The organism is Streptomyces sp. NPDC013457 (assembly GCF_043089925.1).
GTDB lineage: Bacteria > Actinomycetota > Actinomycetes > Streptomycetales > Streptomycetaceae > Streptomyces.
The window spans coordinates 197488-219389 of the sequence record NZ_JBICBL010000009.1; the positions used below are offsets into that span (position 1 = coordinate 197488).

Consider the following 21902-nt stretch of genomic DNA (forward strand, 5'->3'; position numbering starts at 1 on the left):
CGGAGGATCAGGATTCCTTCTTCAGCAGGAAGTGCCAGACGCCGGTCAGCTTCTTGCCGTCGTTCTCGACGATCGTGACCTGGGTCTCGTTGGTCGCCTCGCCGGTCTGGGAGGAGAAGAACGCGCTGGCCGGGATGGTCCGGTACGTCTTGTGGTACGGCTCGGGCTCGGCGTTCTGGCCGCCGAGGAAGATGGTCCAGCCGTTCTCGGCGATCGACGGGTCGACGCCGAAGCGGATCTTGTCGTCCGCGGCGACCGTGATGGACTTCTCGGCCTTCTTGTTGAGGCACTGCTGGATCTGCGACTCCTTGATGGCGTCGCCGTCGTTGTAGCAGGCGGCCTCAGAGTGCACCGAGTCGGTCCCGACCGTCAGGGTCGCGAGCGGAGTCGGCTTGTCGCAGGCGGAGAGTACGAGGAGGCCGGCGGAGACGGCCCCGAGGGCGACGGCGGCCCGGCGGCGCGAGCCGGTGAAGAACGCAACGGTCATGGCCCGAAGGCTATCGGGCGTGTCGAACTCCGCCACGCGGGGGTGCGGCGCGCCGCGTTTTCCCCCCGGTGTGGCGGCGCGGAAGCGGCAACGGCCGGGCGTGCCGCACATCCCGGGGCCCGCCCCGGGGGCCGGCCGGCACGCGGGTCGTTCCCCCCGGTGTGGCGGCGCGGAAGCGGCAACGGCCGGGCGTGCCGCACATCCCGGCGCCCGCCCCGGGAGCCGGCCGGCACGCCGGGCCGGTCACTCGGGGTGCTGGGACGGCAGGGGTTTGCGGGCGGCCGTCAGGAGGCCGCGGACCGAGAGGAGCGCGCCCAGGCCCAGGAAGCCGGCCGCCACCGACATGCCGACCGGGCCGCTCAGCGGCAGCGAGATGCCGATCGCCCCGCCCACCACCCAGGCCATCTGGAGCAGGGTCTCCGAACGGGCGAACGCGGACGTGCGCACCACCTCCGGCACGTCCCGCTGGATCAGCGCGTCGAGCGACAGCTTCGACAGCGCCTGCGTCAGACCCGCGACCGCGCCCAGCACGGCCACCATCGCCCCGCTGAAGAACGCCGCCGCGAGGATCGCCACTCCGCACACCGTCGTGATCATCACGGCGATGATCACCTCCGGCGCGTGGCCGCGCTCCTTCAGGAGCGAGCCGACGCCCGTCCCGCACGCGTTCCCCACGCCCGCCGCCACCGCCACCATCGCGAGCGACACCGCCGCGCTCTGCCCCGACAGCGGATGCTCGCGCAGCAGGAACGCCAGGTAGAAGATCAGGAACCCGGACAGCATCCGCTGCGCCGCGTTCGCCTGCAGCCCGTGCAGCACCGAGGGCCCCACCGTCCGCAGGCTCGGTTTCTTCTCGCCGTGCGTGAGCAGGTGCGCCCGCCGTTCGCCCTTCGCCGAGTCGACCTTGTGCGGCATGCGGAACGCCCAGTACGCGCCCAGCAGGAACAGCGCGCACGCCCCGTACAGCGGGTACTGCGGCCCGATCTGCTGGAGCCCGGCGCCGATCGGCGCCGCGATCCCGGTCGCCAGGAGACCCGCGAGGGTGACCCGTGAGTTCGCCTTGACCAGCGAGAAGCCGTGCGGCAGGAGCCGCGGCACGACGGCGCTGCGCACCACGCCGTACGCCTTCGACGCGACGAGCACGCCGAGCGCCGCCGGATAGAGCTGGATGCCGCCGGTCGCCACCGCTCCGGACATGGTGATCGCGAGGACCGCGCGGGTCAGCATCGCCCCGGCCATCGCCGCGCGCCGCCCGTGCGGCAGGCGGTCGAGGAGCGGGCCGATCACCGGGGCCAGCAGGGTGAACGGGAGCATGGTGATCGCCAGGTAGAGCGCGACCCGGCCGCGAGCCTCGTCCGTGGGCACCGAGAAGAAGACCGTGGACGCGAGCGCGACCGTGATCATGACGTCTCCGGCGCCGTTCACGGCATGGAGCTCGATCAGCTTGCCCAGGCCCGACTCGCCCGCGCCATGGGCGTGCGTCGCCCTGCGGATGCCCTTGGCCGTGCCCGTGACCGGCCAGTGCAGGGCGCGCCCGACCTTCCGGCCCGCTCGGCTGAGCGGCCCGGCATGATCGTCGGATCGTGCGGACGACCGTGCGGCTGCCACTCCGTCATAGTGCCCCACGGCCAGGACTTGTGAACCGTGCCACGGCGGGAGGCGGTCCACGATCCGGGCCACTTGGGGCGGGCAGGTGGGCGGCGGGCGGCGGAGGGGGTAGCGTGCGTAGCGCGCCACCGGCGGAAGATCTCGGCCGCGCGCCTCTTCGGCATCCCGCAGAATGGATGACGATAGGTGTGCCCGAGAGACGCGAGACATGTCGGGCGCGGACGTCGATGCGGCCCCCTGGTCCGCTCCGCCCGCCGCCCGGGGCTTTCGCTCCCGCTCCTCGGCCGGCGCACCCGTGAGACGGCGTAGGAGAGAAGCGAGACCTGTGAGTGCTGCGACGACGCGAAGCCGTACCCCGCGTACCCCTGACCGCCTGTGCGCCGAGGCGGTAGACCTGGCGCGGACGGCCGCCGAGGAGGCTGCCGCACCCGGCATCGTCGGGGCCCATGTGGAGGCCGTCGCCGAGGGTGACCGGGTCGTCACGCACTTCTTCGAGTGCAAGGAGCCGGGCTACCGCGGCTGGCGCTGGGCCGTGACGGTCACCCGCGCCTCCCGGGCCAAGAACGTCACCCTCGACGAAACCGTCCTGCTGCCCGGCTCGGACGCCCTGCTGGCCCCCGAGTGGGTGCCGTGGAGCGAGCGGCTGCGGCCGGGCGACATGGGCCCGGGTGACCTGCTGCCGACGGAGCAGGACGACCTCAGGCTGGAGCCGGGGTACACGGGCGAGGACACGCCGCCGCCGAATTCCGTGGTCTCGGAGGAGATGGCGGACCACCTCGACGCGGAGGACGCCGAGATCGTCTCCCGTACGCCGTCCCGGGGCGCGATCGCCGCCGTGGCGGAGGAGCTCGGCATGCGCCGGGCGCGGGTGCTGTCGCGGTACGGGCTGCACGTGGCGGCGGACCGCTGGGACGAGTCGTTCGGGGCGAAGACCCCGATGGCACAGGCGGCGCCCGCGTCCTGCGAGTCCTGCGCGTTCCTGGTGCCGCTGGCGGGCTCCCTGAAGCAGGCGTTCGGCGTCTGCGCGAACGAGTTCTCGCCGGCCGACGGGCGGGTCGTCTCGCTCGCGTACGGCTGCGGCGGGCACTCGGAGGCGGCGGTCATGCCGAAGCCGCCGCGTCCGGCGCCGCCGGTGCTGGACTCGATGGGCGCGGACGCGTTCCCGCTCCGTCCGGCGAAGGACTCGGGCTCGACGACGGAGCCGGACGGCACCTCGGAAGACCTGGGCCACTCGTAACGCGCACGGCGGTCCACCCGGGCCCGGGGTGCCGGGACGGGGCGGCGGGACGGCCGTGCAGACGGGGAGCGGCGCGCTGGGTCGTCCCCGCGCGCGGTACCTTCGGGCACCGGTACACACCCGCCCGCAGAGTGGAGTCAGACGTGAGCGTCAGCGTCAGGACGTCGACCGACGGAGCCGACCCCTTCGGCACCGCCAGGCTGCGGAGAGGCGTGCTCGATGCCTGGGGCGCCGGGCCCGCCCGGTTCCGGGAGGACGCCAACGCCGAGGAGGACCTCGCCCTCGGCGGCTACCGCGACCGCCTCGTCGTCGAACTCGCCCAGAACGCCGCCGACGCCGCCCACCGCGCCGGCGTCACCGGGCGGCTCCGGCTCACCCTGCACCCCGCAGGGCCCGACGCCCCCGCGCTCCTCGCCGCGGCCAACACAGGCGCCCCGCTCGACGCGACCGGCGTCGAGTCGCTCTCCACCCTCCGCGCCTCAGCCAAGCGCGAGCACGACCGCGGAGCCGTCGGCCGGTTCGGCGTCGGGTTCGCCGCCGTCCTCGCCGTCTCCGACGAGCCCGCCGTCCTCGGCCGCCACGGCGGCGTCCGCTGGTCGCTCGCCGAGGCCCGTGAGCTGGCCGCCGGGGCCGCCCGGCACAGCCCCGGCCTCGGGGACGAGCTGCGCCGCCGCGACGGCCACGTACCGCTCCTGCGCCTCCCGCTGCCCGCCGAGGGCACGGCGCCCGACGGCTACGACACCGTCGTCGTCCTTCCGCTGCGGGACTCCGCCGCCGTCGACCTCGCCGAGCGGCTCCTCGCCTCCGTCGACGACGCCCTGCTGCTCACGCTGCCCGGCCTCGCCGAGGTCGTCGTCGAGACCGCGGAGGGCGTACGGGTCCTCACCCGCGCCGAGCACGAGTCGTACGTCCACATCGAGGACTCCGCCACCCGCGAGACCCACCGCTGGCGGACCGTAGGCCACGGCGGCCCCCTCGACGCCGCACTCCTGAAGGACCGGCCGGTCGAGGAGCGGCTGCGCCCGTTCTGGTCGGTGACCTGGGCCGTGCCCGTGGACGCCCAGGGCGCCCCGCTGCACCCCCGTACCGCCCCCGTCGTCCACGCCCCCACCCCCACCGACGAGCCGCTCGGCGTGCCCGCCCTGCTGATCGCCTCCTTCCCGCTGGACACCGCCCGCCGCCACCCGGCCCCCGGGCCGCTCACCGACTTCCTCGTCGAGCGCGCGGCGGACGCGTACGCCGAACTCCTCGCCGACTGGGAGCCGGTGACGTCCGCGACGATCGACCTGGTGCCCGGACCGCTCGGCAAGGGCGCCCTGGACGGGGCGGTCCGCGCGGCGATCCTCCAGCGGCTGCCGCGCGTCGCGTTCCTGGCGCCCGAGGCGCCCTCGGAGGAGGTGCCCGCGCTGCGGCCGGTGGAGGCCGAGGTCGTGGAGGGCGCGGGCCGCGACACCGTCGCCGTCCTGGCGGAGGTCTTCCCGACCCTGCTGCCCGCCGGGCTCGAACGGCGGGCGGAGCTGCGCACGCTCGGCATCGGTCGGGTCCCGCTGACCGAGGCGATCGACCGTCTCGCCGGCGTCGACCGCCCGCCGTCGTGGTGGTGGCGGCTGTACGACTCCCTCGCGGGTGTGGACCCGGACCGGCTGACCGGCCTCCCGGTGCCGCTGGCCGCCCCGGCCGACGCGCCCGAGGACGCCAGGATCCGCACCACCATCGGCCCCCGGCACGTACTCCTTCCCCAGGACGGCACCCCCGCCGACCTGACCCGGCTCGGCCTCAAGGTCGCCCACCCGGACGCCGCCCACCCGATCCTGGAGAAGCTGGGTGCGCTCCCGGCCACGCCCCGCGCGGTCCTGACGACTCCTCAGGTCAGGGCGGCGGTCGCAGCCTCCCTCGACGCGGGCGAGATCTGGGACGAGGACGCCGACACCCTGGACGCCGACGAGCTGGCCGAGACGGTCCTCGCGCTGGTCCGGGACGCGGAGCTGGAGCCGGGCGACGAGCCCTGGCTCGGCGCGCTCGCCCTCCCGGACGAGGACGGGGAGCTCGCGCCCGCCGGTGAACTGGTCCTGCCCGGCAGCGCCTTCGCCGCCGTGATGCGCGAGGACGAACTCGCCCTCTGCGACGCCGAACTGGCCGACCGCTGGGGCGAGCAGCCGCTCGCCGCCTGCGGGGTGCTCGCCGGCTTCGCCCTTGTCCGGGCCACCGACCTCGTCCTCGACCCCGACGAACTGGAGCCCCGCGAGGGGGACTTCGCCGAGACCGACGACGCCGGACTGCTCGACGCGGTCGACGTCTGGTGCGAGGACGTCCTCGACCGGCTGCCGGAGGCTCCCGTGCCGCCGGTCGCGACCGAGATCGTCGCCGTACGGGACCTGGACCTGGTCGACGACGACGCCTGGCCGCAGGCGCTCGCCCTGCTCGCGCGGCCGCCGCTGCGGGACGCGCTCACCCAGCCCGTACGGGTCCTGATGCCGGACGGCACGACCGAGACCGTACGGTCGTACACGGCCTGGTGGCTGCGCGACCACCCCGTCCTCGACGGCCGCCGGCCTGCGGGCCTGCGGGCCGCGGGCACGGACCCCCTCCTCATCGGCCTGTACGACTCCGCCGACGCGACCGGCTTCGAGGACGAGCAGGTCCTGCGGGCGCTCGGTGTGCGGACCTCCGTCCCCGCGCTCCTCGACGAGCCGGGCGGCGCGGCCGAACTGCTCGGCCGGCTCGCCGACCCGGACCGTACGGTCTCCGGCGCCCAACTGCACGCCCTGTACACGGCGCTGGCCGACCTGGACCCCGAGCAGGTCACCCTCCCGGACGACCTTCGCGCGGTCGTGGACGGCGAACTCGTGGTCGTCGACGCCTCCGAGGCCCTGGTCGCGGACGCCCCCGACCTCCTCCCGCTCGCGGGCGGGCTTCCCCTGCTGCCGGTGGCCCCGGCGCGGGCGGCGGACCTGGCGGAGCTGTTCCAGGTGCGGCGGCTGAGCGAGTCCGTCGAGGCCGAGGTGACCACGGTGGGCGAGGAGCACGACGTCCCGCCCTCGGTCCACGCACTCCTCGGTCCGGCCACCCCGGAGTCGTACATCGAGCACGAGGAGCTCCGCGCCGCGGGCGTCGAACTGGACTGGCGCCAGACCCCGGACGGCACGATCCACGCCGCGACCCTGGAGGGCGTCGCGGCCGGTCTCGCCTGGGCGGCGGGCCAGTGGCCGCGCCGCTTCGAGGTCGCGGCGCTCCTGGAGGACCCGTCGCGTACGGCGGAACTGGCCCGCGACAGGTGGTTCGACTGACTGGCCCTGTGAGCGCCCGCCCGACGGGGGGACGTCGGCGGGCGCGGGCGGTGCGTTCACGGGGAGCGGCGGCGTACCGGCCTACATTCCCGAGCCATGACGCAGCAGAAGGCCGGCCTGCTGGGCGGCGGCTCTCCCGAGGAGCACCCGCACCGGGCCACCGCCGACCGGGCCACCTCTGACCCCGCCCCCGCCGAACCCGCCGCCTCTGGCCACGCCCCCGCCGGCCCGGACGTCCCCCGCCCCGCCCGGGCGGCCGGGCTCGGGGAGGTGTGGGCCGCCTCCTGGTCCACCCGGAAGTCGCTCGCGGCGATCTGGACGGTCTGGGTCCTGACCCGGATCGTCATGGTCTGCCTGCTGGTCCAGGACGACATCGGCGTCAGCAACGTCTCGGCCGAGGTGGAGTACCTCTACCCGCTGTGGTCGGAGCGGCTGACCGACGGTTCCTACCCGGTCGGCGACGTCACCTGGCAGTACCCGCCGGGCGCCGGGCTGCTGTTCCTCTTCCCGTCGCTGCTGCCCTTCCTCGACTACTTCGCGGCGTTCCTCGTGCTCACGCTCGCCGCCGACGCCGTGGTCACGCTGGCCCTGGCCCGCCCGGGCCGCCGGCTCGCGGGCGCCTGGCTGTGGACCGCCGGCCTCGCCCTGCTCCTGAACCTCCCGCACGGCAGGTTCGACATCCAGGTGACGGCTCTCGCCGTCCTCGCACTGCTCGCCGGGCGCCGCCATCCACGCCTCGGCGGGGCGTTCGCCGCGCTCGGCGCCCTGGTCAAGGTGTGGCCGCTGCTCACCCTGGTGGGCACCGAGCGCGGCCGGACCAGCCGGGAGGCGTGGCGGTCCGCGGCCCTGACCGCCGTGGCACTGCTGGCCTTCCTGGCCCTCGTCTTCCGGCACAGTTTCGACTTCCTCCTGCAACAGGGCGCCCGTGGCGTGCAGATCGAGTCGATGGGCGGCACGGCGCTGTCCCTGATGCGGGCCTCGGGGATGCCGATCGGGATCGAGGTCCGCTACGGCGCCATCGAGTTCGTCGGCGCGCACGTGGCGACCGTGACGCAGCTCTCGCTGATGGCGACCGCCGCCGCCTTCGGCTGGCTCATGCTCTGGCGGGGCCGGGCCTCACGGTGGACCGAGGCGACACCGTTCGACGCGGCGCTCACCGCGGTCCTGCTGTTCACGGTCACCAGCCGGGTGATCAGCCCGCAGTACATGGTCTGGCTCCTGGGCCTGGCGGCGGTCTGCCTCACCTCCCGGCACACCACGCAGCGCCCGGTGGCCTGGCTGCTGCTCGCCGCGACCGCGGTGACGGCGCTCGTCTTCCCCACGTACTACCAGGAGGTCATGCTGGGCACGACCCTGGGCAACACCCTGATGGTCGTCCGCAACAGCCTCCTGCTCGCGGCGACCCTGGTCTCCTGCCACCACCTGTGGAGGGCGACGGCCGGAAAGCAGGACACCCTCTAGGCGTCAGGCCCTTCGCGCGCCGGGGCCCTCAGGGCGAGCCCCCGGACGTCTCAGGCCGGGAACCGCCGGTCCACCCAGCGCCAGACCAGCTCCAGCAGGCCCCCACCGGCCGCCGCGATCGCCACCGCCGTCCAGGGCATCGTCACGCCGACCAGCTTCAGGGCGAAGAACTCCTGGAGCCAGGGCACGACCAGGACCAGGAGGAAGGCGCCGCCCATGGCCGCGACCAGGGCGATGCGCCACCAGGTGTAGGGGCGGGCGACGATCGCCAGGACCCACATGGAGACCAGGAAGAGGGTCAGGGTGGCGGCGCTCGTCTCGGCGTCCAGGGCGCCCGGGCCGCTGTAGTACGAGCGGGCCACGAGGTACGTCGTGAAGGTGGCCGCCGCCGCGACGATCCCGCCCGGGATCGCGTACCGCATCACCCTTTGCACGAAGTTCGGCTTCGCGCGCTCCTTGTTGGGGGCGAGCGCGAGGAAGAACGCGGGGACGCCGATGGTGAGGGTGGACAGCAGGGTCAGGTGCCGGGGCAGGAAGGGGTACTCGACCTGGGAGCAGACCACCAGGATCGCCAGGAGGACGGAGTAGACCGTCTTCGTCAGGAAGAGCGTCGCGACCCGGGTGATGTTGCCGATGACCCGGCGGCCCTCGGCCACCACCGACGGGAGGGTCGCGAAGGAGTTGTTCAGGAGGACGATCTGGGCGACCGCGCGGGTCGCCTCCGAGCCGGAGCCCATGGAGACGCCGATGTCGGCGTCCTTGAGCGCGAGGACGTCGTTCACGCCGTCGCCCGTCATGGCGACCGTGTGGCCGTGGGACTGGAGCGCGCCGACCATGTCCCGCTTCTGCCGCGGGGTGACCCGGCCGAAGACGGCGTTGCGGTCGAGTTCGTCGGCCATCGCGGACGGCTCGGCCGGCAGCTGACGGGCGTCGACGGTGTTCTCGGCGCCTGGCAGGCCGAGCTTGCCCGCCACCGCGCCGACCGACACCGCGTTGTCGCCGGAGATGACCTTGGCGGCGACGTTCTGGTCGGCGAAGTAGGCGAGCGTGTCGGCGGCGTCGGGCCGCAGCCGCTGTTCGAGGACGACGAGGGCCGCGGGGCGCGCGTCATGGGCGACGTCGGGGGAGTCGAGCTCGCGCGTGGTGCGGGAGAGGAGCAGGACACGCAGCCCCCGCTCGTTGAGGTGGTCGATCTCGGCGAGCGTGGGGTCGTCGGCCTTCAGCAGCACGTCGGGCGCCCCGAGCAGCCAGGAGGAGGCGTCCCCGTCGCCCTCGCTGAAGGCCGCGCCGCTGTACTTGCGGGCGGAGGAGAAGGGCAGCGACTCGGTGCAGCGCCACTCCTCGGAGTCGGGGTAGGCGTCGATGATGGCCTGGAGCGAGGCGTTGGGGCGCGGGTCGGACTCGCCGAGGGCGCCGAGGACCTTCCGTACGTACGACTCGTCGGTGCCGTTCAGGGGCCGCAGCTCGGTGACGTCCATGCCGCCCTCGGTCAGCGTGCCCGTCTTGTCGAGGCAGACGACGTCGACGCGGGCGAGGCCCTCGATGGCCGGCAGTTCCTGCACGAGGCACTGTTTGCGGCCGAGGCGGATCACCCCGATCGCGAAGGCGACGGAGGTGAGGAGGACGAGACCCTCGGGGATCATCGGGACGATGCCGCCGACGGTCCGGGCGATGGAGTCCTTGAAGTTGGTGTCCTTGACGACGAGCTGGCTGATGACGAGGCCGATCGCGGTCGGGACCATCATCCACGTCACGTACTTGAGGATCGTGGAGATGCCGGAGCGCAGCTCGGAGTGGACGAGGGTGAAGCGCGAGGCCTCCTCGGCGAGCTGGGCGGCGTACGCCTCGCGCCCGACCTTGGTGGCGGTGAACGCGCCGCCGCCCGCGACCACGAAGGAGCCCGACATCATCCGGTCGCCGGGCTTCTTCACGACCGGGTCGGCCTCGCCGGTGAGCAGCGACTCGTCGACCTCCAGGCTCTCGGCCTCCGCCACCTCGCCGTCGACGACGACCTTGTCGCCGGGGCCGAGTTCGATCAGGTCCCCGAGGACGATCTCGGAGGTGGAGACCTCGGCGGCGGCCCCGTCGCGGCGGACGGTGGGTTTCGCCTCGCCGATGACGGCGAGCCCGTCGAGGGTCTTCTTGGCGCGGAGCTCCTGGATGATGCCGATGCCGGTGTTGGCGATGATCACGAAGCCGAAGAGGCTGTCCTGGATCGGCGCGACGAGGAGCATGATCACCCAGAGGACGCCGATGATCGCGTTGAAGCGGGTGAAGACGTTGCCGCGGACGATGTCGACGGTGGAGCGGGAGCTGCGGACGGGGACGTCGTTGACCTCGCCCCGGGCGACGCGTTCGGCGACCTCGGCGGAGGTCAGGCCGGTGACGCTGTGGACGACGGGGGGCTCGTCCGCCGCGTTCCCGCTGCCGCCCGAGTCGATCTTCGCCCGCTGAGTCATGTTCTCGACGGTACGACCGGAACGGACCGTTCACCCGCCGAGAGGCGTGGACATCAGACCGCGGGAGGACCGGAATCCTCCCGGGGTACTACGGGGTGTCCGGCGGTCGTGTGCGGTGTCCTGCCGTCCTACGGGGTGGGGGCGGCGCCCTCGGCGGCCCTGCGCGCCGCGTCCCTCTTGATGGCCGCGTCGCGCTTCCGTACGTACCAGATGCCGATCAGGCCGAGGCCGGCCCCGGCCAGGCACGTCCACACCCACCAGGTCAGGTCGCGGTCGTCGAACCAGCCGTAGAACGGGACCTGGACGAGGAAGAGGACGAACCAGAGGATCGTGCCGCCGGTGATGGTGGCGACGACGGGCCCCTCCAGGGGCTCGGGTGCCTCGTGCTTGGGGGTCCACTTCGCCATGCGGTCAGTCTAGGCGGCGACAAAAGGGGTCTACGCGCGGAGATGGACGCTCCTTCGTTCATGTGTTCATACTGAAACGGTTTGCCTGAGGCGGGTTTCCTTCGTATGAACCGCCGAATCAGCCACCCGCGAGGAACCCCCATGACCACCACGGCCACCGCCAAGGCCATGCCCCCCGCCCCGGAGAACGGCACTCCCGTCTCCGGCGTCGACCGCTTCTTCAAGATCTCCGAGCGCGGCTCCACGGTCGCCCGCGAGGTCCGCGGCGGTTTCGCCACCTTCTTCGCGATGGCCTACATCATCGTGCTGAACCCGATCATCCTCGGCAGTGCCAAGGACATGTACGGGCACCAGCTCGACGGCGGCCAGCTGGTCACCGCGACCGTGCTCACCGCGGCCTTCTCCACGCTCCTCATGGGTGTCATCGGCAACGTGCCGATCGCCCTCGCGGCCGGCCTCGGCGTCAACACGGTCGTCGCCCTCCAGCTCGCGCCGCGGATGTCCTGGCCGGACGCGATGGGCATGGTCGTCCTCGCGGGCCTCGTCGTGATGCTGCTCGTCGCCACCGGTCTGCGCGAGCGCGTGATGAACGCGGTCCCGGTCGGCCTGCGCAAGGGCATCGCGATCGGCATCGGCCTCTTCATCATGCTCATCGGCCTCGTCGACTCGGGCTTCGTCTCCCGTATCCCCGACGCCGCGCACACCACCGTCCCGCTCCAGCTCGGCGGCGACGGTCACCTCACCGGCTGGCCGGTCCTGGTCTTCGTCCTCGGCACGCTGCTCACCCTCGCGCTGATCATCCGCAAGGTGCCGGGCGCCATCCTCATCTCCATCGTCGTCATGACGGTCGTGGCGATGGTGATCAACGCGGTCGCCACCGTCCCGTCCTGGGGCCTGACCACCCCGACCTGGCCCGGCAACCCGGTGGCCTCGCCCGACTTCGGGCTGGTCGGCGAGGTGAGCCTCTTCGGCGGGTTCGAGAAGGTCGGGATGCTGACCGGCGTCCTCTTCGTCTTCACCGTGCTGCTGTCCTGCTTCTTCGACGCGATGGGCACCATCCTCGGCGTCGGCGACGAGGCCAAGCTGATGGACAAGGACGGCAACTTCCCCGGCATCAACAAGGTCCTGCTGGTGGACGGCCTGGCCGTCGCCTCCGGCGGTGCCACCTCGTCCTCCGCCACGACCTGCTTCGTGGAGTCCACGGCAGGCGTCGGCGAGGGAGCCCGTACCGGACTCGCCTCGGTGGTCACCGGCGCGCTGTTCTCGGTGGCGCTGTTCCTCACGCCGCTCGCCACGATGGTCCCGTCCCAGGCGGCGACCCCCGCGCTGCTCGCGGTCGGCTTCCTGATCCTGGCCGGGTCGGTCAAGGAGATCGACTGGAGTGACTTCACCATCGCGATGCCGGCGTTCCTGGCGATGGTGATGATGCCGTTCACGTACTCGATCACCAACGGCATCGGCATCGGCTTCATCGCCTTCAGCGTGCTGCGGCTCGCCGCCGGCCGGGGCCGCGAGGTGCCGGTCGCCATGTACGTGGTGTCGGCGGTCTTCGTCTTCTACTACGCGATGCCGGCCCTCGGCCTCACGTGAGCGGACTGACCTGATCGGGCTTCGTCAGCCCGTAGAACTTCTCTGTCTCGTCGACGGCCGACTGGAACCGTTCGTCGAAGTCATCGCGGATGAGCGTCCGGACCACGTAGTCCTGGACGCTCATTCCGCGTTTGGCGGCGTGTCCCTTGAGACGGTCGAACAGCTCACCGTCGATGCGCAGGCTGAGCACGGTCGATCCCATGCCAGTCAGGGTCGCGGCACGGATGGGCCCGGTGCGTCACTTTTCGGATCCTTCTCACTCGTTCGGGTGACTGATTCGAGCACGGGCATTCCGAGTGGTATTTAGCTCCGCTAATGAGTTATGCTAACGAACATGCCTGACCTGTCCCACGGCACCGCCGACGACGTCGCCGCCGTGAACGCGCTCCGCTCCGCCGTCATGCGTCTCGGCCGACGACTCAAGCACCAGCGCGTCGACGAGTCGCTGAGCCCGACCGAGATGTCGGTCCTCGGCACTCTGGCGCTCTGCGGCTCGGCCACCCCCGGTGAGCTGGCCCGCAAGGAGCACGTCCAGCCGCCGTCGATGACCCGCATCGTGGCGCTGCTCGAAGCCAAGGGACTGGTCCGGCTGGAGCCTCACCCCGACGACCGCAGGCAGAAGGTCGTCAGCCAGACCGAGCGGGCCGAGACCATGCTCGAAGAGTCCCGCCGCAAGCGGAACGCCTGGCTGGCCGCCCTCGCCGAGGGCCTGGACGAGGACGATTGGGCCAAGCTGCGCGCGGCCGCCCCCGTCCTGGAGAAGCTCGCACACCTCTGACCCTCGGGGGGACGGCCTCCGGCCCCCCAGCCCCGACGCCGAGGAGGCGACGCACTTTGAGTACGGGACCCGGAGCAGACTCCGCACCCGTCCACAAACCCGACACCCACACCCGCGGGCGGGGGGAAACCTTCTCCTCACTCCGCATCCGCAACTACCGGCTGTTCTTCACCGGTGCCATCGTCTCCAACACCGGCACCTGGATGGCCCGCATCACCCAGGACTGGCTGGTCCTGAGCCTCACCGGCTCCGCCGCCGCGGTCGGCATCACCACAGCGCTCCAGTTCCTCCCGATGCTGCTCTTCGGCCTGTACGGCGGTGTCATCGCCGACCGCTACCCGAAGCGGCTCATCCTCATGATCAGCCAGGCCGCCCTCGGCCTCTGCGGACTCGCGCTCGCCGTCCTGACGCTCTCCGGCCACGTCCAGGTCTGGCACGTCTACCTGGTCGCCTTCCTGCTCGGCATGGTCACCGTCGTCGACAACCCGACCCGGCAGTCCTTCGTCTCCGAGATGGTCGGCCCGAAGCAGCTGCGCAACGCCGTCTCGCTGAACTCCGCGAACTTCCAGTCCGCCCGGCTCGTCGGCCCCGCCGTCGCCGGCCTGCTCATCGCGACCGTCGGCAGCGGCTGGTCGTTCCTGCTCAACGGCCTGTTCTTCCTCGCCCCGCTCACCGGACTGTGGCTGATGCGTCCGAGTGAGTTCCACCCCGTGGAGCGCGCGCCGCGAGGCAAGGGCCAGCTCCGCGAGGGACTGCGGTACGTCGCCGGGCGGCCGGAGCTGATCTGGCCGATCGCCCTCGTGGGCTTCGTCGGCACCTTCGGCTTCAACTTCCCGATCTGGCTCACGGCCTTCTCCGAGGAGATCTTCCACGTCGGCGCGGGGACGTACGGCTTCCTGAACACCCTCATGGCGGCGGGCTCGCTCGCGGGCGCGCTCTTCGCCGCCCGGCGCGGCTCCACGCGGCTGCGGAAGCTGGTGGGTGCTGCCGTCGTCTTCGGCGTCCTGGAGATCGCGGCGGCGCTCTCGCCGTCGTTCTGGCTCTTCGCGCTGCTGCTCGTGCCGATCGGCATGTTCGGCCTGACGGTCAACATCACCGCCAACTCGGCGGTCCAGCTCGCGACCGACCCGGCGATGCGGGGGCGGGTCATGAGCCTCTACATGATGGTCTTCGCGGGCGGTACGCCGATCGGCGCGCCGCTGCTGGGCTGGATCACGGACACGTACGGACCGCGCGTGGGCTTCGCGACCGGCGGCCTGGTCTCGCTCGTGGCGGCCGGCGCGATCGGCCTGGTCCTGGCCCGGGTCGGCGGCCTCAGGATGTCCCTGGGCTGGCACCACGGGCACCCGCGGGTGCGGTTCGTGGAACGCGAGGCGCTCGCGACGGCGGCATAGCCGCGCCCCCCGGGGGGCCGGACCCGCCAGGCTCCGGCCCCCCGCGGCGGCCGGTCGGCCGCCGCCCCCGGAGTGGCGGGCAGGCGCCGGTCCCGGGAGCGGCGGACAGGCGCCGGCCCCGGGGGGCCGGACCGGCCGACGGGCGGCGGCCTCCGAGGGCGGCGGACAGGCGCCGGCCCCGGGCGCGGCCTGACAGCCGCCGGCCCCCGCAGCGGCGGACAGTGCCGGCCCCGGAGCGGCGGACAGTGCCGGCCCCCGGAGCGGCGGACAGTGCCGGCCCCGGAGCGGCGGACAGCGCCGGTCCCCGGAGCGCACCCGCCGCTGCGAGACTTTCCGCATGAGGCTTTTCGCTGCCGTACTGCCTCCCCGGGAGCAGCTCACGGAACTCGCCGGCGTCGTCGACCGCCTGGCCCACCTGCCCGGCGCCGAGCGGCTGAGGTGGACCTCCCGGCCCGGCTGGCACTTCACGCTCGCCTTCATGGGCGAGGTCGACGACGAGCTGCTCCCCGACCTCCACGCGCGGCTCGCCCGCGCCGCCCGCCGCACGCCGCCGTTCGGCCTGCGGCTGCACGGCGGCGGTCGTTTCGGCCGGGCGGTGCTGTGGACGGGGGCGGCCGGGGACCTCGACGAGATGCGCCTGCTCGCCGAGCGCGCCGACGCCGCCGCGCGCCGCGCGGGTGTCGCGATGGACGAGCACCGCCGCTACCAGGCCCACCTCACCGTCGCCCGCTCCCGCGCCGCCGACCTCGACCTGCACCCCTTCGTCGACGCGCTCGCCGCCTTCGAGGGCACCCGCTGGCAGGTACCGGAGCTGGCCCTCGTCCGCAGCAACCTCCCGGCCGGCGGGGTGCCGGGGGAGCAGCCCCGGTACGAGACGGTCGCCGCATGGCCGCTGGGCGGCGCAGGTTAACCTCGTCGGGTGGACCCGAAGACCCGAAACCGGATCATGGCCGGTGTGCTCGTACTGATGTTCGCGATCGTCGCGCTGTCGTCGGTGCTCGGCCAGTAGCTACGCGTCGAGCGCGTTCGCGAGGACCCGCTCGGCGATGCCGGCGCGGATCGAGGCCGCCGCGGAACTCGTCGGCTTGCGCTCCGCCTGGTCGCGGAAGCAGCCGAGGAACTCCTCCGCGATCCCGAGGCGCGGGTGGCGCGCCAGCACCTCCGCCTTGAACGCGGCGGAGAAGTCGTCCGTGTACCGGCCGGAGATGTCCAGGCTGGTCGAGCGCTCCAGCAGGAAGCCCTCCGGGTCCGCCTGGACGTCGACGTCGTTCGCCATGTGCGCGACGATCACGTCCGCCAGCCGCTGCCGCCTGGCCGCCGGCCACCCCGCGCCCGCGGCGAACACCCACGCCACATGGCCGCCCGCGTGGTCGAAGCCCACCGTGTGGCTGTCGAACTCCGGCGTCAGCCCGATGTCGTGGAGCAGCGAAGCGACGTACAGCAGCTCGGGATCGAAGTCGATGCCCTGCGCGGCGCCGTACGCGGCGGCCCACACATGGGCCCGGACCGAGTGGTTCAGCAGCGCCGGCGAGCAGTAGGCGGTGGCCACCTCCAGGGCGGTGGCGCAGGCCGGGGTGTCGGGCGTCTTGATCATGTCGGGTGTCATGTCCGCGAGTATCACCCGCGGGCGGGCCGCCGGCCGAGGGTGCAGGCCCCTGGCCGGCGGCCCGCAGGTGGTGGGTACCCGTGCATGCCCCCGTCGGGGTGTCCCGGCCGGGGGGGCGCACCGACCCCGCCCGTTCACCAGGCGAAGGCCTCCGGTGACGGTCCCGGGCCGGGGAAGACCTCGTCGAGTCCGGCCAGCAGGTCGTCGGACAGCTCCAGCTCGACCGCCCGCAGGGCGCTCTCCAGCTGCTCCGCCGTGCGCGGGCCGACGATCGGTCCCGTGACGCCGGGGCGCGTGAGGAGCCAGGCGAGTGCCGCCTCGCCGGGCTCGACGCCGTGCTTGTCGAGCAGGTCCTCGTACGCCTGGATCCTGGCGCGTACGGCCGTGTCGGCGAGGCTGTCGGCCGCCCGGCCGCTCGCGCGCCGTCCGCCCTCGACCTGCTTCCTGAGGATGCCGCCGAGCAGTCCGCCGTGCAGCGGGGACCAGGGGATGACCCCGAGTCCGTACTCCTGCGCCGCCGGGATGACCTCCATCTCGGCGCGGCGCTCGAAGAGGTTGTAGAGGCACTGCTCGCTGACGAGGCCGACGGCGCCGCGGCGCGCGGCGGTCTCGTTGGCCTGGGCGATCTTGTAACCGGGGAAGTTGGAGGAGCCGGCGTAGAGGATCTTGCCCTGCTGGATCAGGACGTCGATCGCCTGCCAGATCTCGTCGAAGGGGGTCAGCCGGTCGACGTGGTGGAACTGGTAGATGTCGATGTGGTCGGTACCGAGCCGGGTGAGGGAGGCGTCCACGGCGCGGCGGATGTTCAGGGCGGAGAGCTTGTCCTCGTTGGGCCAGGTCTCGCCCTCGCGGGACATGGAGCCGTAGACCTTGGTGGCGAGGACGGTCTTCTCCCGGCGGCCGCCGCCCCGGGCGAACCAGCTGCCGATGATCTCCTCGGTGCGGCCCTTGTTCTCGCCCCAGCCGTAGATGTTGGCGGTGTCGAAGTAGTTGATGCCCGCGTCCAGTGCGGCGTCCATGATCGCGTGGCTGTCGGCCTCGTCGGTCTGCGGGCCGAAGTTCATCGTGCCGAGGACGAGTCGGCTGACCTTGAGTCCCGTGCGTCCGAGCTGCGTGTACTTCATGGTCCCCAAGCCAACGCCTTGGAGCGCGCTCCAGGCAAGGGGGTTCCTGCGCGCGGTCATCGGAGTCGGCCGGGTCGCCCGCCCGGGTCAGCCGCCGAGCCAGCTGCCGGCGTCGAGACGGAAGGCGGTCTCCGCGGGGACGACCCGGCGCAGTGCGCTCTCCATGTCCCGTACGCGCTCGGCGCCGAGGGTCGCGGACCATTCCGCGTGGAGCCGGTCGAAGACCGCGGCCGAGCGGGCGAGGGCGTCGAGGCCGTGGGGGGTGAGGCGGACGAGTTTGCGACGGGCGTCGGCGGGGTCGTCGGCGCGCTCGGCGTAGCCGAGATCGAGGAGCCGGTCGACGGTCTTGCCCGCGGCCTGTTTGGAGACGCCGAGGTGGCGGCCGATGTCGCTGGCGGTCGTACCGCGCGGGCCGCCCGCCGCGATGGCCTGCAGGGCGAAGCCGTGGGCGGGGCGGAGGTCGGGGTGACCCTGGCGGGCGAGTTCGGCGTGGAGCCGGTCGATGAGGGTGCGGAAGCCGGCGAAGAGGAGCAGGGGCAGCTCGTAGCCGGCGACGGGGTCCGAATCCCCCTTGCCGTTATCGACAACCTGGTTTACGTTTCTCGCATCGAACTGGTCAACCATGTTGTCGATTCTACTCTCTGCTCGCGTCTGCCCTGGAGTCGCCTTGTTCACCGATCACACCGTAGAGACCGCCCCCGCCGCCTCGCGCGGCCCGATGGAGCGCGTCGCCGCCGCCTGGGGCCACGTCCCGCAGGCCGTGGCCCGCATGGCCGAGTCCCCGCACGCGCTGGACGGCTTCCTCCGGCTGAGCGCGATGTTCGAGGCCACGACGCTCGACCCGCACTCCCGCGAGACCGTCGTCCTGACCGTGGCCGTCCGCAACCAGTGCCATCTGTGCATCGGGATCCACGAGGCGAAGCTCGCGAAGCTGGGTCCGGCGGAGAACCCCGAACGCCTGGAGGCCGTACGGCAGTTCACGCACCAGCTCCTCGCCGCTTCGGGAGCCGTGAGCGACGAGGAGCTGGAACGTTTTCTCGGGTTCGGGTACACCCGCCGGAACGCCCTGGAGGTCGTCCTCGGCATCGGGGCGTACACCCTGTCGACCCTGGCCAACCGGCTGACCCGCTCGGCCTGATGAGGTCCTCGGCGGCCGTGGGCCCGCCGTCGAGCGGCCGGTCGGCCGGTCGGCCGACAGGTCACAGGGAGACCGCGGCGATCGCCAGGGCGGAGCCGCCGAAGACGATGGCGTGGCGGATGTTCTGCTGGATCCGGACCCAGCCGGGGAAGGCGTTCTCGGCCGCCTCCAGGAAGGCGGGGACGTCGACGCGGGCCAGCTCGCGGTCGCCCTTGCGCTGGAAGGCGGTGCTGACGGCCGAGACGGCGGTGACGTTGCTGTAGAGGATCAGGGCGTTGCCGAGGATGACGAGCGCCTGGAAGACCCAGGTCAGCGTCGCGGCCCACCCGTGCCCGGCGAAGTTGAGGGCGGCGACGGCGGTCATGATCGCGGCGACCGAGACCGGCGCCCACGTCTCGTGCCCGCTCGCGTCGAACCTGAGGTCGTTCTCGGCGAGGACCTCGGGCCGTATGCCCTGGCGGGTGAGCTCGGCCTCGGCGGCCGTCGTGGCGGCCGGGCCGAAGCGGTGGCGGACGATCGGGATGCTGACGAAGGCGAGAGCGATGAGCAGCTGCATGACGGCGGCGAGGTCGGCGTTCATCGGGGTGTGTCTCCTGTGGTCCGGTGTCGTCGTTCCTGACGAGGAAGACGATGCCGATCCCGCCTGACACCCGGCGGGCAGGCGTCTGACAGTCCCAGGGGGGCGCTGTCAGAACGCGCGACGGTCTGTCAGCGACCGCCGTACGGGACCGCGTACGCGGTCCCGAGGCCCCACGCCTGGTGCATCGCCGAGGCGAACGCGGCCGCCAGCTTGTGTTCGCCGGAGGGCCCCGGGTGCGTGCCGTCGTACGTGTCCGTGGGCAGGTCGTACGCCTCCGGTGCCGTCGCGAGCAACAGTGGCGACGCGGCCGTGTCGAGGTCGGCGACGGCCTTGGCGAGCAGCTCGTTGAAGCGCTCGCACTCGGCGGCGAACGGCGGGTCGTACGTGGCCCGGACGTTCGGGATGACCGGCATGACGACGGCCCTGACGTGCGGGTTCGCCGCGCGGGCGGCGGCGACGAAGGCGCGCGTGTTCGCCACGGTCTGCGCGCTGTTGGTGTAGAACCCGAGGTCTATCAGGCCGAGGGAGACCAGCAGGACGTCGGCCCCGGCCGCGGTCACCGCCTCGCCGATCAGCGGCGCCATGTGCAGCCAGCCCTCGCCCCAGCCGGCCAGATGACGGCGGGCGGCCGCGGGGAAGGCGGGGTCGGCGTAGGCGTGCGAGACGGGCGCCTCGGCGGCGGAGTCGTACAGCTCGGTGCGCGGACCGACGATCTCGTACCGGCCGGGCAGCGCCGCTTCGAGGTGCTGCCACATCCGGTAGCGCCAGGTGTGGTCGCCGGCCTGTCCGATGGTGCAGCTGTCGCCGACGAACATGAAACGCATGGTCACATCATCCCGGAGGCCGCCCGCCCCCTGCGACGTGATCCCGGCCACCCGGGGGAGCGGGCGGCGCGGGCGTCGCGGCCACCGCTCGGGCGGCCGGCGGCCGCTGCCCCGGCGGCCTCCCGACCCGGGGCATGGCAGGCTGGAGGGCATGCGATCACTCCTGGGTGTTGTCGGCGCCGCCGCGCTGGTTCTGACCGTGGCGGCCGCCCCGGCCGCGGCCGCCGAGGCGGACCAGGACTTCACGATCAAGGACCCCCGGATCTCCGAGTCCAGTGGTCTGGCCGCGAGCCGTGCCCACCCCGGGGTCTACTGGACGCACAACGACCAGGACGCGCCGCTGATCTACGGCATCGACTCCCGTACCGGCGAGACGGTCGCGACACTCACCATGAAGGGCGTCGGCACGCCCCGCGACATGGAGGCGATCTCCGTCGGCCCGGACGGCGACATCTACGTCGGCGACATCGGCGACAACAAGGACGGCACCTGGGACCACGTCTGGATCTACCGCTTCCCCGAGCCGAAGCGGCTCGGGAACCAGACCGTGACGGCTAAGCAGTACGACGTGAAGTACGCCGACGGGCCGCGCAACGCCGAGGCCCTGATGGTGCATCCGAAGACCGGCCGGGTCTACATCGCGAGCAAGAACGAGAACACCGGCGGGCTGTACGCGGGCCCGGAGCGGCTCTCGACGTCGGGCGCGAACGTCTTCCGGCGCGTCGACGACGTGCCGTGGGTGACCGACGGCGCCTTCTCGCCCGACGGCGAACGGCTGCTGCTGCGCGGCTACTTCAGCGCGAAGGAGTACGTGTGGAAGGACGGCCGCCTCGGTGACGAGGGCACCTCCGCCGGGGCGCCCTTCCAGGGGCAGGCGGAGTCGGTGACGTACACGAGGGACGGCTCGGCGCTGATGTTCGGCTCGGAGGGCGCGAACAGCAGGGTCGTCCGGGTGGACCGCGACGGCCCGGCCCCGCGCCCCTCGGCCGACGCTCCCGGCGGATCGCCGAAGGACCCGGGCCAGGGCGGCGCGGACTCGTCGGCGACCGCCGAGGAGCGCGGCAACTTCACCGTGGGCGTGATCGTGCTCGGCGCCGCGACCGCCCTGGTCATCGGGGCGAAGCGGCTCCTGCGGCGCGGCTGACGAGCGCCTCGAAGCCGTCGAGGAGCCGTTCGAGCCCGAAGGCGAAGTGGTCGAACTCCCTGGAGAAGGTGTCGTCGGCGAGGGCCGCCATGCGGGGGTAGTCGCCGGTCGCCATCGCCCGTTCCAGGTACGGGCTCTGGTCCGCCCAGAAGTCCTCGTCGCTCACTCCGGTGTCCTTCACCGCCTCCACGGTGTCGATCTCCATGCGGGCGACGCCGGCCACGTAGCTCTGCACGGTGATGATCACCCCGATCGTCTCGGGGTCGCTCAGCCCCATCCCGTGCGGGCCCTTGAGTCCGGTCAGGCAGAGTTCCAGGCCGCGCAGCGCGCTGGGGCCGACGACCGAGCGGGCCTGGTTGACCCGGATCAGCCAGGGGTGGGCGCGGTAGAGGTCGAGGTGGGCGCGGGCCAGCTTCCCGACGGTGTCCCGCCAGTGGGCGGGCGGTTCCGGGTCGCCCTGGAGGGACTCGCCCTGGACGCGGTCGAGCATCAGGTCGAGCAGCTCGGTCTTCCCGGGGACGTAGCGGTACAGCGACATCGTCCCGACCCCGAGATCGGCGGCGACGCGCCGCATCGACACCGCGTCCAGGCCCTCCGCGTCGGCGATTCCGACCGCGGTCGTGACGATCCGGTCGAGGGTGAGGCCCGGCTTGGGGCCGCGGCTGGGGCGTCCGCCCGTGCCCCACAGGAGTTCCAGGCTGCTCGTCGTCGCGTCCTTCATGGGCTCACCTTAAAACTGAGTACGCCGTACTCTGAATCGGGTACGGTGTACTCAGTT

Annotated in this window: 20 protein-coding genes; 9 read left to right on the top strand and 11 right to left on the bottom strand. The window is 72.7% G+C overall.

The window, feature by feature from the left end; all coding sequences use genetic code 11:
• Positions 1–7: 7 nt before the first annotated feature.
• Positions 8–487 carry a DUF2771 domain-containing protein gene (locus tag ACF1G2_RS24990; protein ID WP_391800388.1) on the bottom strand — a complete coding sequence of 160 codons (480 nt, stop codon included), beginning with the start codon at positions 485–487 and terminating at the stop codon, positions 8–10.
• Between the two features lie 243 nt (positions 488–730).
• Entirely contained in the window at positions 731–2095 is a 1365-nt protein-coding gene (locus ACF1G2_RS24995) for an MFS transporter (protein ID WP_391800389.1), read from the bottom strand.
• Positions 2096–2420: 325 nt separating this feature from the next.
• On the opposite strand from ACF1G2_RS24995, the gene ACF1G2_RS25000 reads away from it, so the two are divergent.
• From ACF1G2_RS25000 to ACF1G2_RS25010, 3 genes are all read left to right on the top strand, one after another.
• A complete protein-coding gene (locus ACF1G2_RS25000) occupies positions 2421–3332 on the top strand; it encodes a DUF3027 domain-containing protein (RefSeq protein WP_391800390.1) in 912 nt (303 codons plus the stop codon).
• Between the two features lie 131 nt (positions 3333–3463).
• Complete coding sequence (locus tag ACF1G2_RS25005; protein ID WP_391800391.1) at positions 3464–6619, top strand: sacsin N-terminal ATP-binding-like domain-containing protein; 3156 nt, start codon at positions 3464–3466, stop codon at positions 6617–6619.
• A 96-nt stretch (positions 6620–6715) separates the two neighbouring features.
• Positions 6716–8080, top strand: a complete 1365-nt coding sequence (locus ACF1G2_RS25010) for a glycosyltransferase 87 family protein (RefSeq protein WP_391800392.1) — start codon at positions 6716–6718, stop codon at positions 8078–8080.
• Between the two features lie 50 nt (positions 8081–8130).
• Here the strand turns inward: ACF1G2_RS25010 and ACF1G2_RS25015 are convergent, their stop codons facing one another.
• Positions 8131–10539 (bottom strand): HAD-IC family P-type ATPase, encoded by a 2409-nt coding sequence (locus ACF1G2_RS25015; protein WP_391800393.1) that lies wholly within the window; start codon positions 10537–10539, stop codon positions 8131–8133.
• 128 nt (positions 10540–10667) lie between these two features.
• Complete coding sequence (locus ACF1G2_RS25020) at positions 10668–10946, bottom strand: DUF2530 domain-containing protein (RefSeq protein WP_391800394.1); 279 nt, start codon at positions 10944–10946, stop codon at positions 10668–10670.
• 168 nt (positions 10947–11114) lie between these two features.
• Between ACF1G2_RS25020 and ACF1G2_RS25025 the strand changes: the two genes are divergently transcribed.
• Complete coding sequence (locus ACF1G2_RS25025) at positions 11115–12536, top strand: NCS2 family permease (protein WP_391800531.1); 1422 nt, start codon at positions 11115–11117, stop codon at positions 12534–12536.
• On the opposite strand, the gene ACF1G2_RS25030 is transcribed toward ACF1G2_RS25025, so the two are convergent.
• Positions 12529–12738, bottom strand: coding sequence for a ribbon-helix-helix protein, CopG family (locus ACF1G2_RS25030; protein WP_391800395.1), 210 nt, complete (start codon positions 12736–12738; stop codon positions 12529–12531). The genes ACF1G2_RS25025 and ACF1G2_RS25030 overlap by 8 nt on opposite strands.
• Positions 12739–12870: 132 nt before the next feature.
• Between ACF1G2_RS25030 and ACF1G2_RS25035 the strand changes: the two genes are divergently transcribed.
• The 3 genes from ACF1G2_RS25035 (at position 12871) to thpR (ending at position 15618) form a co-directional block, all read left to right on the top strand.
• A complete protein-coding gene (locus ACF1G2_RS25035; RefSeq protein ID WP_391800396.1) occupies positions 12871–13314 on the top strand; it encodes a MarR family winged helix-turn-helix transcriptional regulator in 444 nt (147 codons plus the stop codon).
• A gap of 56 nt (positions 13315–13370) precedes the next feature.
• Positions 13371–14708 (top strand): MFS transporter, encoded by a 1338-nt coding sequence (locus ACF1G2_RS25040; protein ID WP_391800397.1) that lies wholly within the window; start codon positions 13371–13373, stop codon positions 14706–14708.
• 337 nt (positions 14709–15045) lie between these two features.
• Entirely contained in the window at positions 15046–15618 is a 573-nt protein-coding gene (gene thpR, locus ACF1G2_RS25045) for an RNA 2',3'-cyclic phosphodiesterase (RefSeq protein WP_391800398.1), read from the top strand.
• Positions 15619–15717: 99 nt separating this feature from the next.
• Here the strand turns inward: thpR and ACF1G2_RS25050 are convergent, their stop codons facing one another.
• From ACF1G2_RS25050 to ACF1G2_RS25060, 3 genes are all read right to left on the bottom strand, one after another.
• Entirely contained in the window at positions 15718–16314 is a 597-nt protein-coding gene (locus ACF1G2_RS25050) for an HD domain-containing protein (protein ID WP_391800399.1), read from the bottom strand.
• A gap of 134 nt (positions 16315–16448) precedes the next feature.
• The gene (locus tag ACF1G2_RS25055) at positions 16449–17438 is read right to left on the bottom strand and encodes an aldo/keto reductase (protein WP_391800400.1); all 990 of its coding nucleotides are present in this window, start codon (positions 17436–17438) and stop codon (positions 16449–16451) included.
• A gap of 87 nt (positions 17439–17525) precedes the next feature.
• Positions 17526–18062 (bottom strand): MarR family winged helix-turn-helix transcriptional regulator, encoded by a 537-nt coding sequence (locus tag ACF1G2_RS25060; protein ID WP_391800401.1) that lies wholly within the window; start codon positions 18060–18062, stop codon positions 17526–17528.
• 43 nt (positions 18063–18105) lie between these two features.
• On the opposite strand from ACF1G2_RS25060, the gene ACF1G2_RS25065 reads away from it, so the two are divergent.
• Entirely contained in the window at positions 18106–18576 is a 471-nt protein-coding gene (locus ACF1G2_RS25065; protein ID WP_391800402.1) for a carboxymuconolactone decarboxylase family protein, read from the top strand.
• Positions 18577–18637: 61 nt separating this feature from the next.
• Here the strand turns inward: ACF1G2_RS25065 and ACF1G2_RS25070 are convergent, their stop codons facing one another.
• Both ACF1G2_RS25070 and ACF1G2_RS25075 read right to left on the bottom strand, forming a co-directional pair.
• Positions 18638–19156, bottom strand: a complete 519-nt coding sequence (locus ACF1G2_RS25070; protein WP_391800403.1) for a hypothetical protein — start codon at positions 19154–19156, stop codon at positions 18638–18640.
• Between the two features lie 128 nt (positions 19157–19284).
• Positions 19285–19980, bottom strand: coding sequence for a GDSL-type esterase/lipase family protein (locus ACF1G2_RS25075; RefSeq protein WP_391800404.1), 696 nt, complete (start codon positions 19978–19980; stop codon positions 19285–19287).
• A gap of 151 nt (positions 19981–20131) precedes the next feature.
• Here ACF1G2_RS25075 and ACF1G2_RS25080 point away from each other — a divergent pair, with 151 nt between their 5' ends.
• Positions 20132–21124: a WD40 repeat domain-containing protein gene (locus ACF1G2_RS25080; RefSeq protein WP_391800405.1), complete on the top strand. Its 993-nt coding sequence runs from the start codon at positions 20132–20134 to the stop codon at positions 21122–21124.
• On the opposite strand, the gene ACF1G2_RS25085 is transcribed toward ACF1G2_RS25080, so the two are convergent.
• Positions 21090–21845, bottom strand: a complete 756-nt coding sequence (locus ACF1G2_RS25085; RefSeq protein WP_391800406.1) for a TetR/AcrR family transcriptional regulator — start codon at positions 21843–21845, stop codon at positions 21090–21092. The two genes, ACF1G2_RS25080 and ACF1G2_RS25085, sit on opposite strands and share 35 nt — an antisense overlap.
• Between the last annotated feature and the right edge of the window lie 57 nt (positions 21846–21902).

Excerpts from the sequence above, each read along its gene's own strand:
- ACF1G2_RS25020 (WP_391800394.1), bottom strand. The coding sequence starts at position 10,946 with ATGGCGAAGTGGACCCCCAAGCACGAGGCACCCGAGCCCCTGGAGGGG.
- ACF1G2_RS25030 (WP_391800395.1), bottom strand. The coding sequence starts at position 12,738 with ATGGGATCGACCGTGCTCAGCCTGCGCATCGACGGTGAGCTGTTCGAC.
- ACF1G2_RS24990 (WP_391800388.1), bottom strand. The coding sequence starts at position 487 with ATGACCGTTGCGTTCTTCACCGGCTCGCGCCGCCGGGCCGCCGTCGCC.
- ACF1G2_RS25025 (WP_391800531.1), top strand. The coding sequence starts at position 11,115 with ATGCCCCCCGCCCCGGAGAACGGCACTCCCGTCTCCGGCGTCGACCGC.
- ACF1G2_RS25080 (WP_391800405.1), top strand. The coding sequence starts at position 20,132 with ATGCGATCACTCCTGGGTGTTGTCGGCGCCGCCGCGCTGGTTCTGACC.
- ACF1G2_RS25055 (WP_391800400.1), bottom strand. The coding sequence starts at position 17,438 with ATGAAGTACACGCAGCTCGGACGCACGGGACTCAAGGTCAGCCGACTC.
- ACF1G2_RS25085 (WP_391800406.1), bottom strand. The coding sequence starts at position 21,845 with ATGAAGGACGCGACGACGAGCAGCCTGGAACTCCTGTGGGGCACGGGC.
- ACF1G2_RS25050 (WP_391800399.1), bottom strand. The coding sequence starts at position 16,314 with ATGACACCCGACATGATCAAGACGCCCGACACCCCGGCCTGCGCCACC.
- ACF1G2_RS25070 (WP_391800403.1), bottom strand. The coding sequence starts at position 19,156 with ATGAACGCCGACCTCGCCGCCGTCATGCAGCTGCTCATCGCTCTCGCC.
- ACF1G2_RS25075 (WP_391800404.1), bottom strand. The coding sequence starts at position 19,980 with ATGCGTTTCATGTTCGTCGGCGACAGCTGCACCATCGGACAGGCCGGC.
- ACF1G2_RS25035 (WP_391800396.1), top strand. The coding sequence starts at position 12,871 with ATGCCTGACCTGTCCCACGGCACCGCCGACGACGTCGCCGCCGTGAAC.
- ACF1G2_RS25060 (WP_391800401.1), bottom strand. The coding sequence starts at position 18,062 with ATGGTTGACCAGTTCGATGCGAGAAACGTAAACCAGGTTGTCGATAAC.
- thpR (WP_391800398.1), top strand. The coding sequence starts at position 15,046 with ATGAGGCTTTTCGCTGCCGTACTGCCTCCCCGGGAGCAGCTCACGGAA.
- ACF1G2_RS25010 (WP_391800392.1), top strand. The coding sequence starts at position 6,716 with ATGACGCAGCAGAAGGCCGGCCTGCTGGGCGGCGGCTCTCCCGAGGAG.
- ACF1G2_RS25015 (WP_391800393.1), bottom strand. The coding sequence starts at position 10,539 with ATGACTCAGCGGGCGAAGATCGACTCGGGCGGCAGCGGGAACGCGGCG.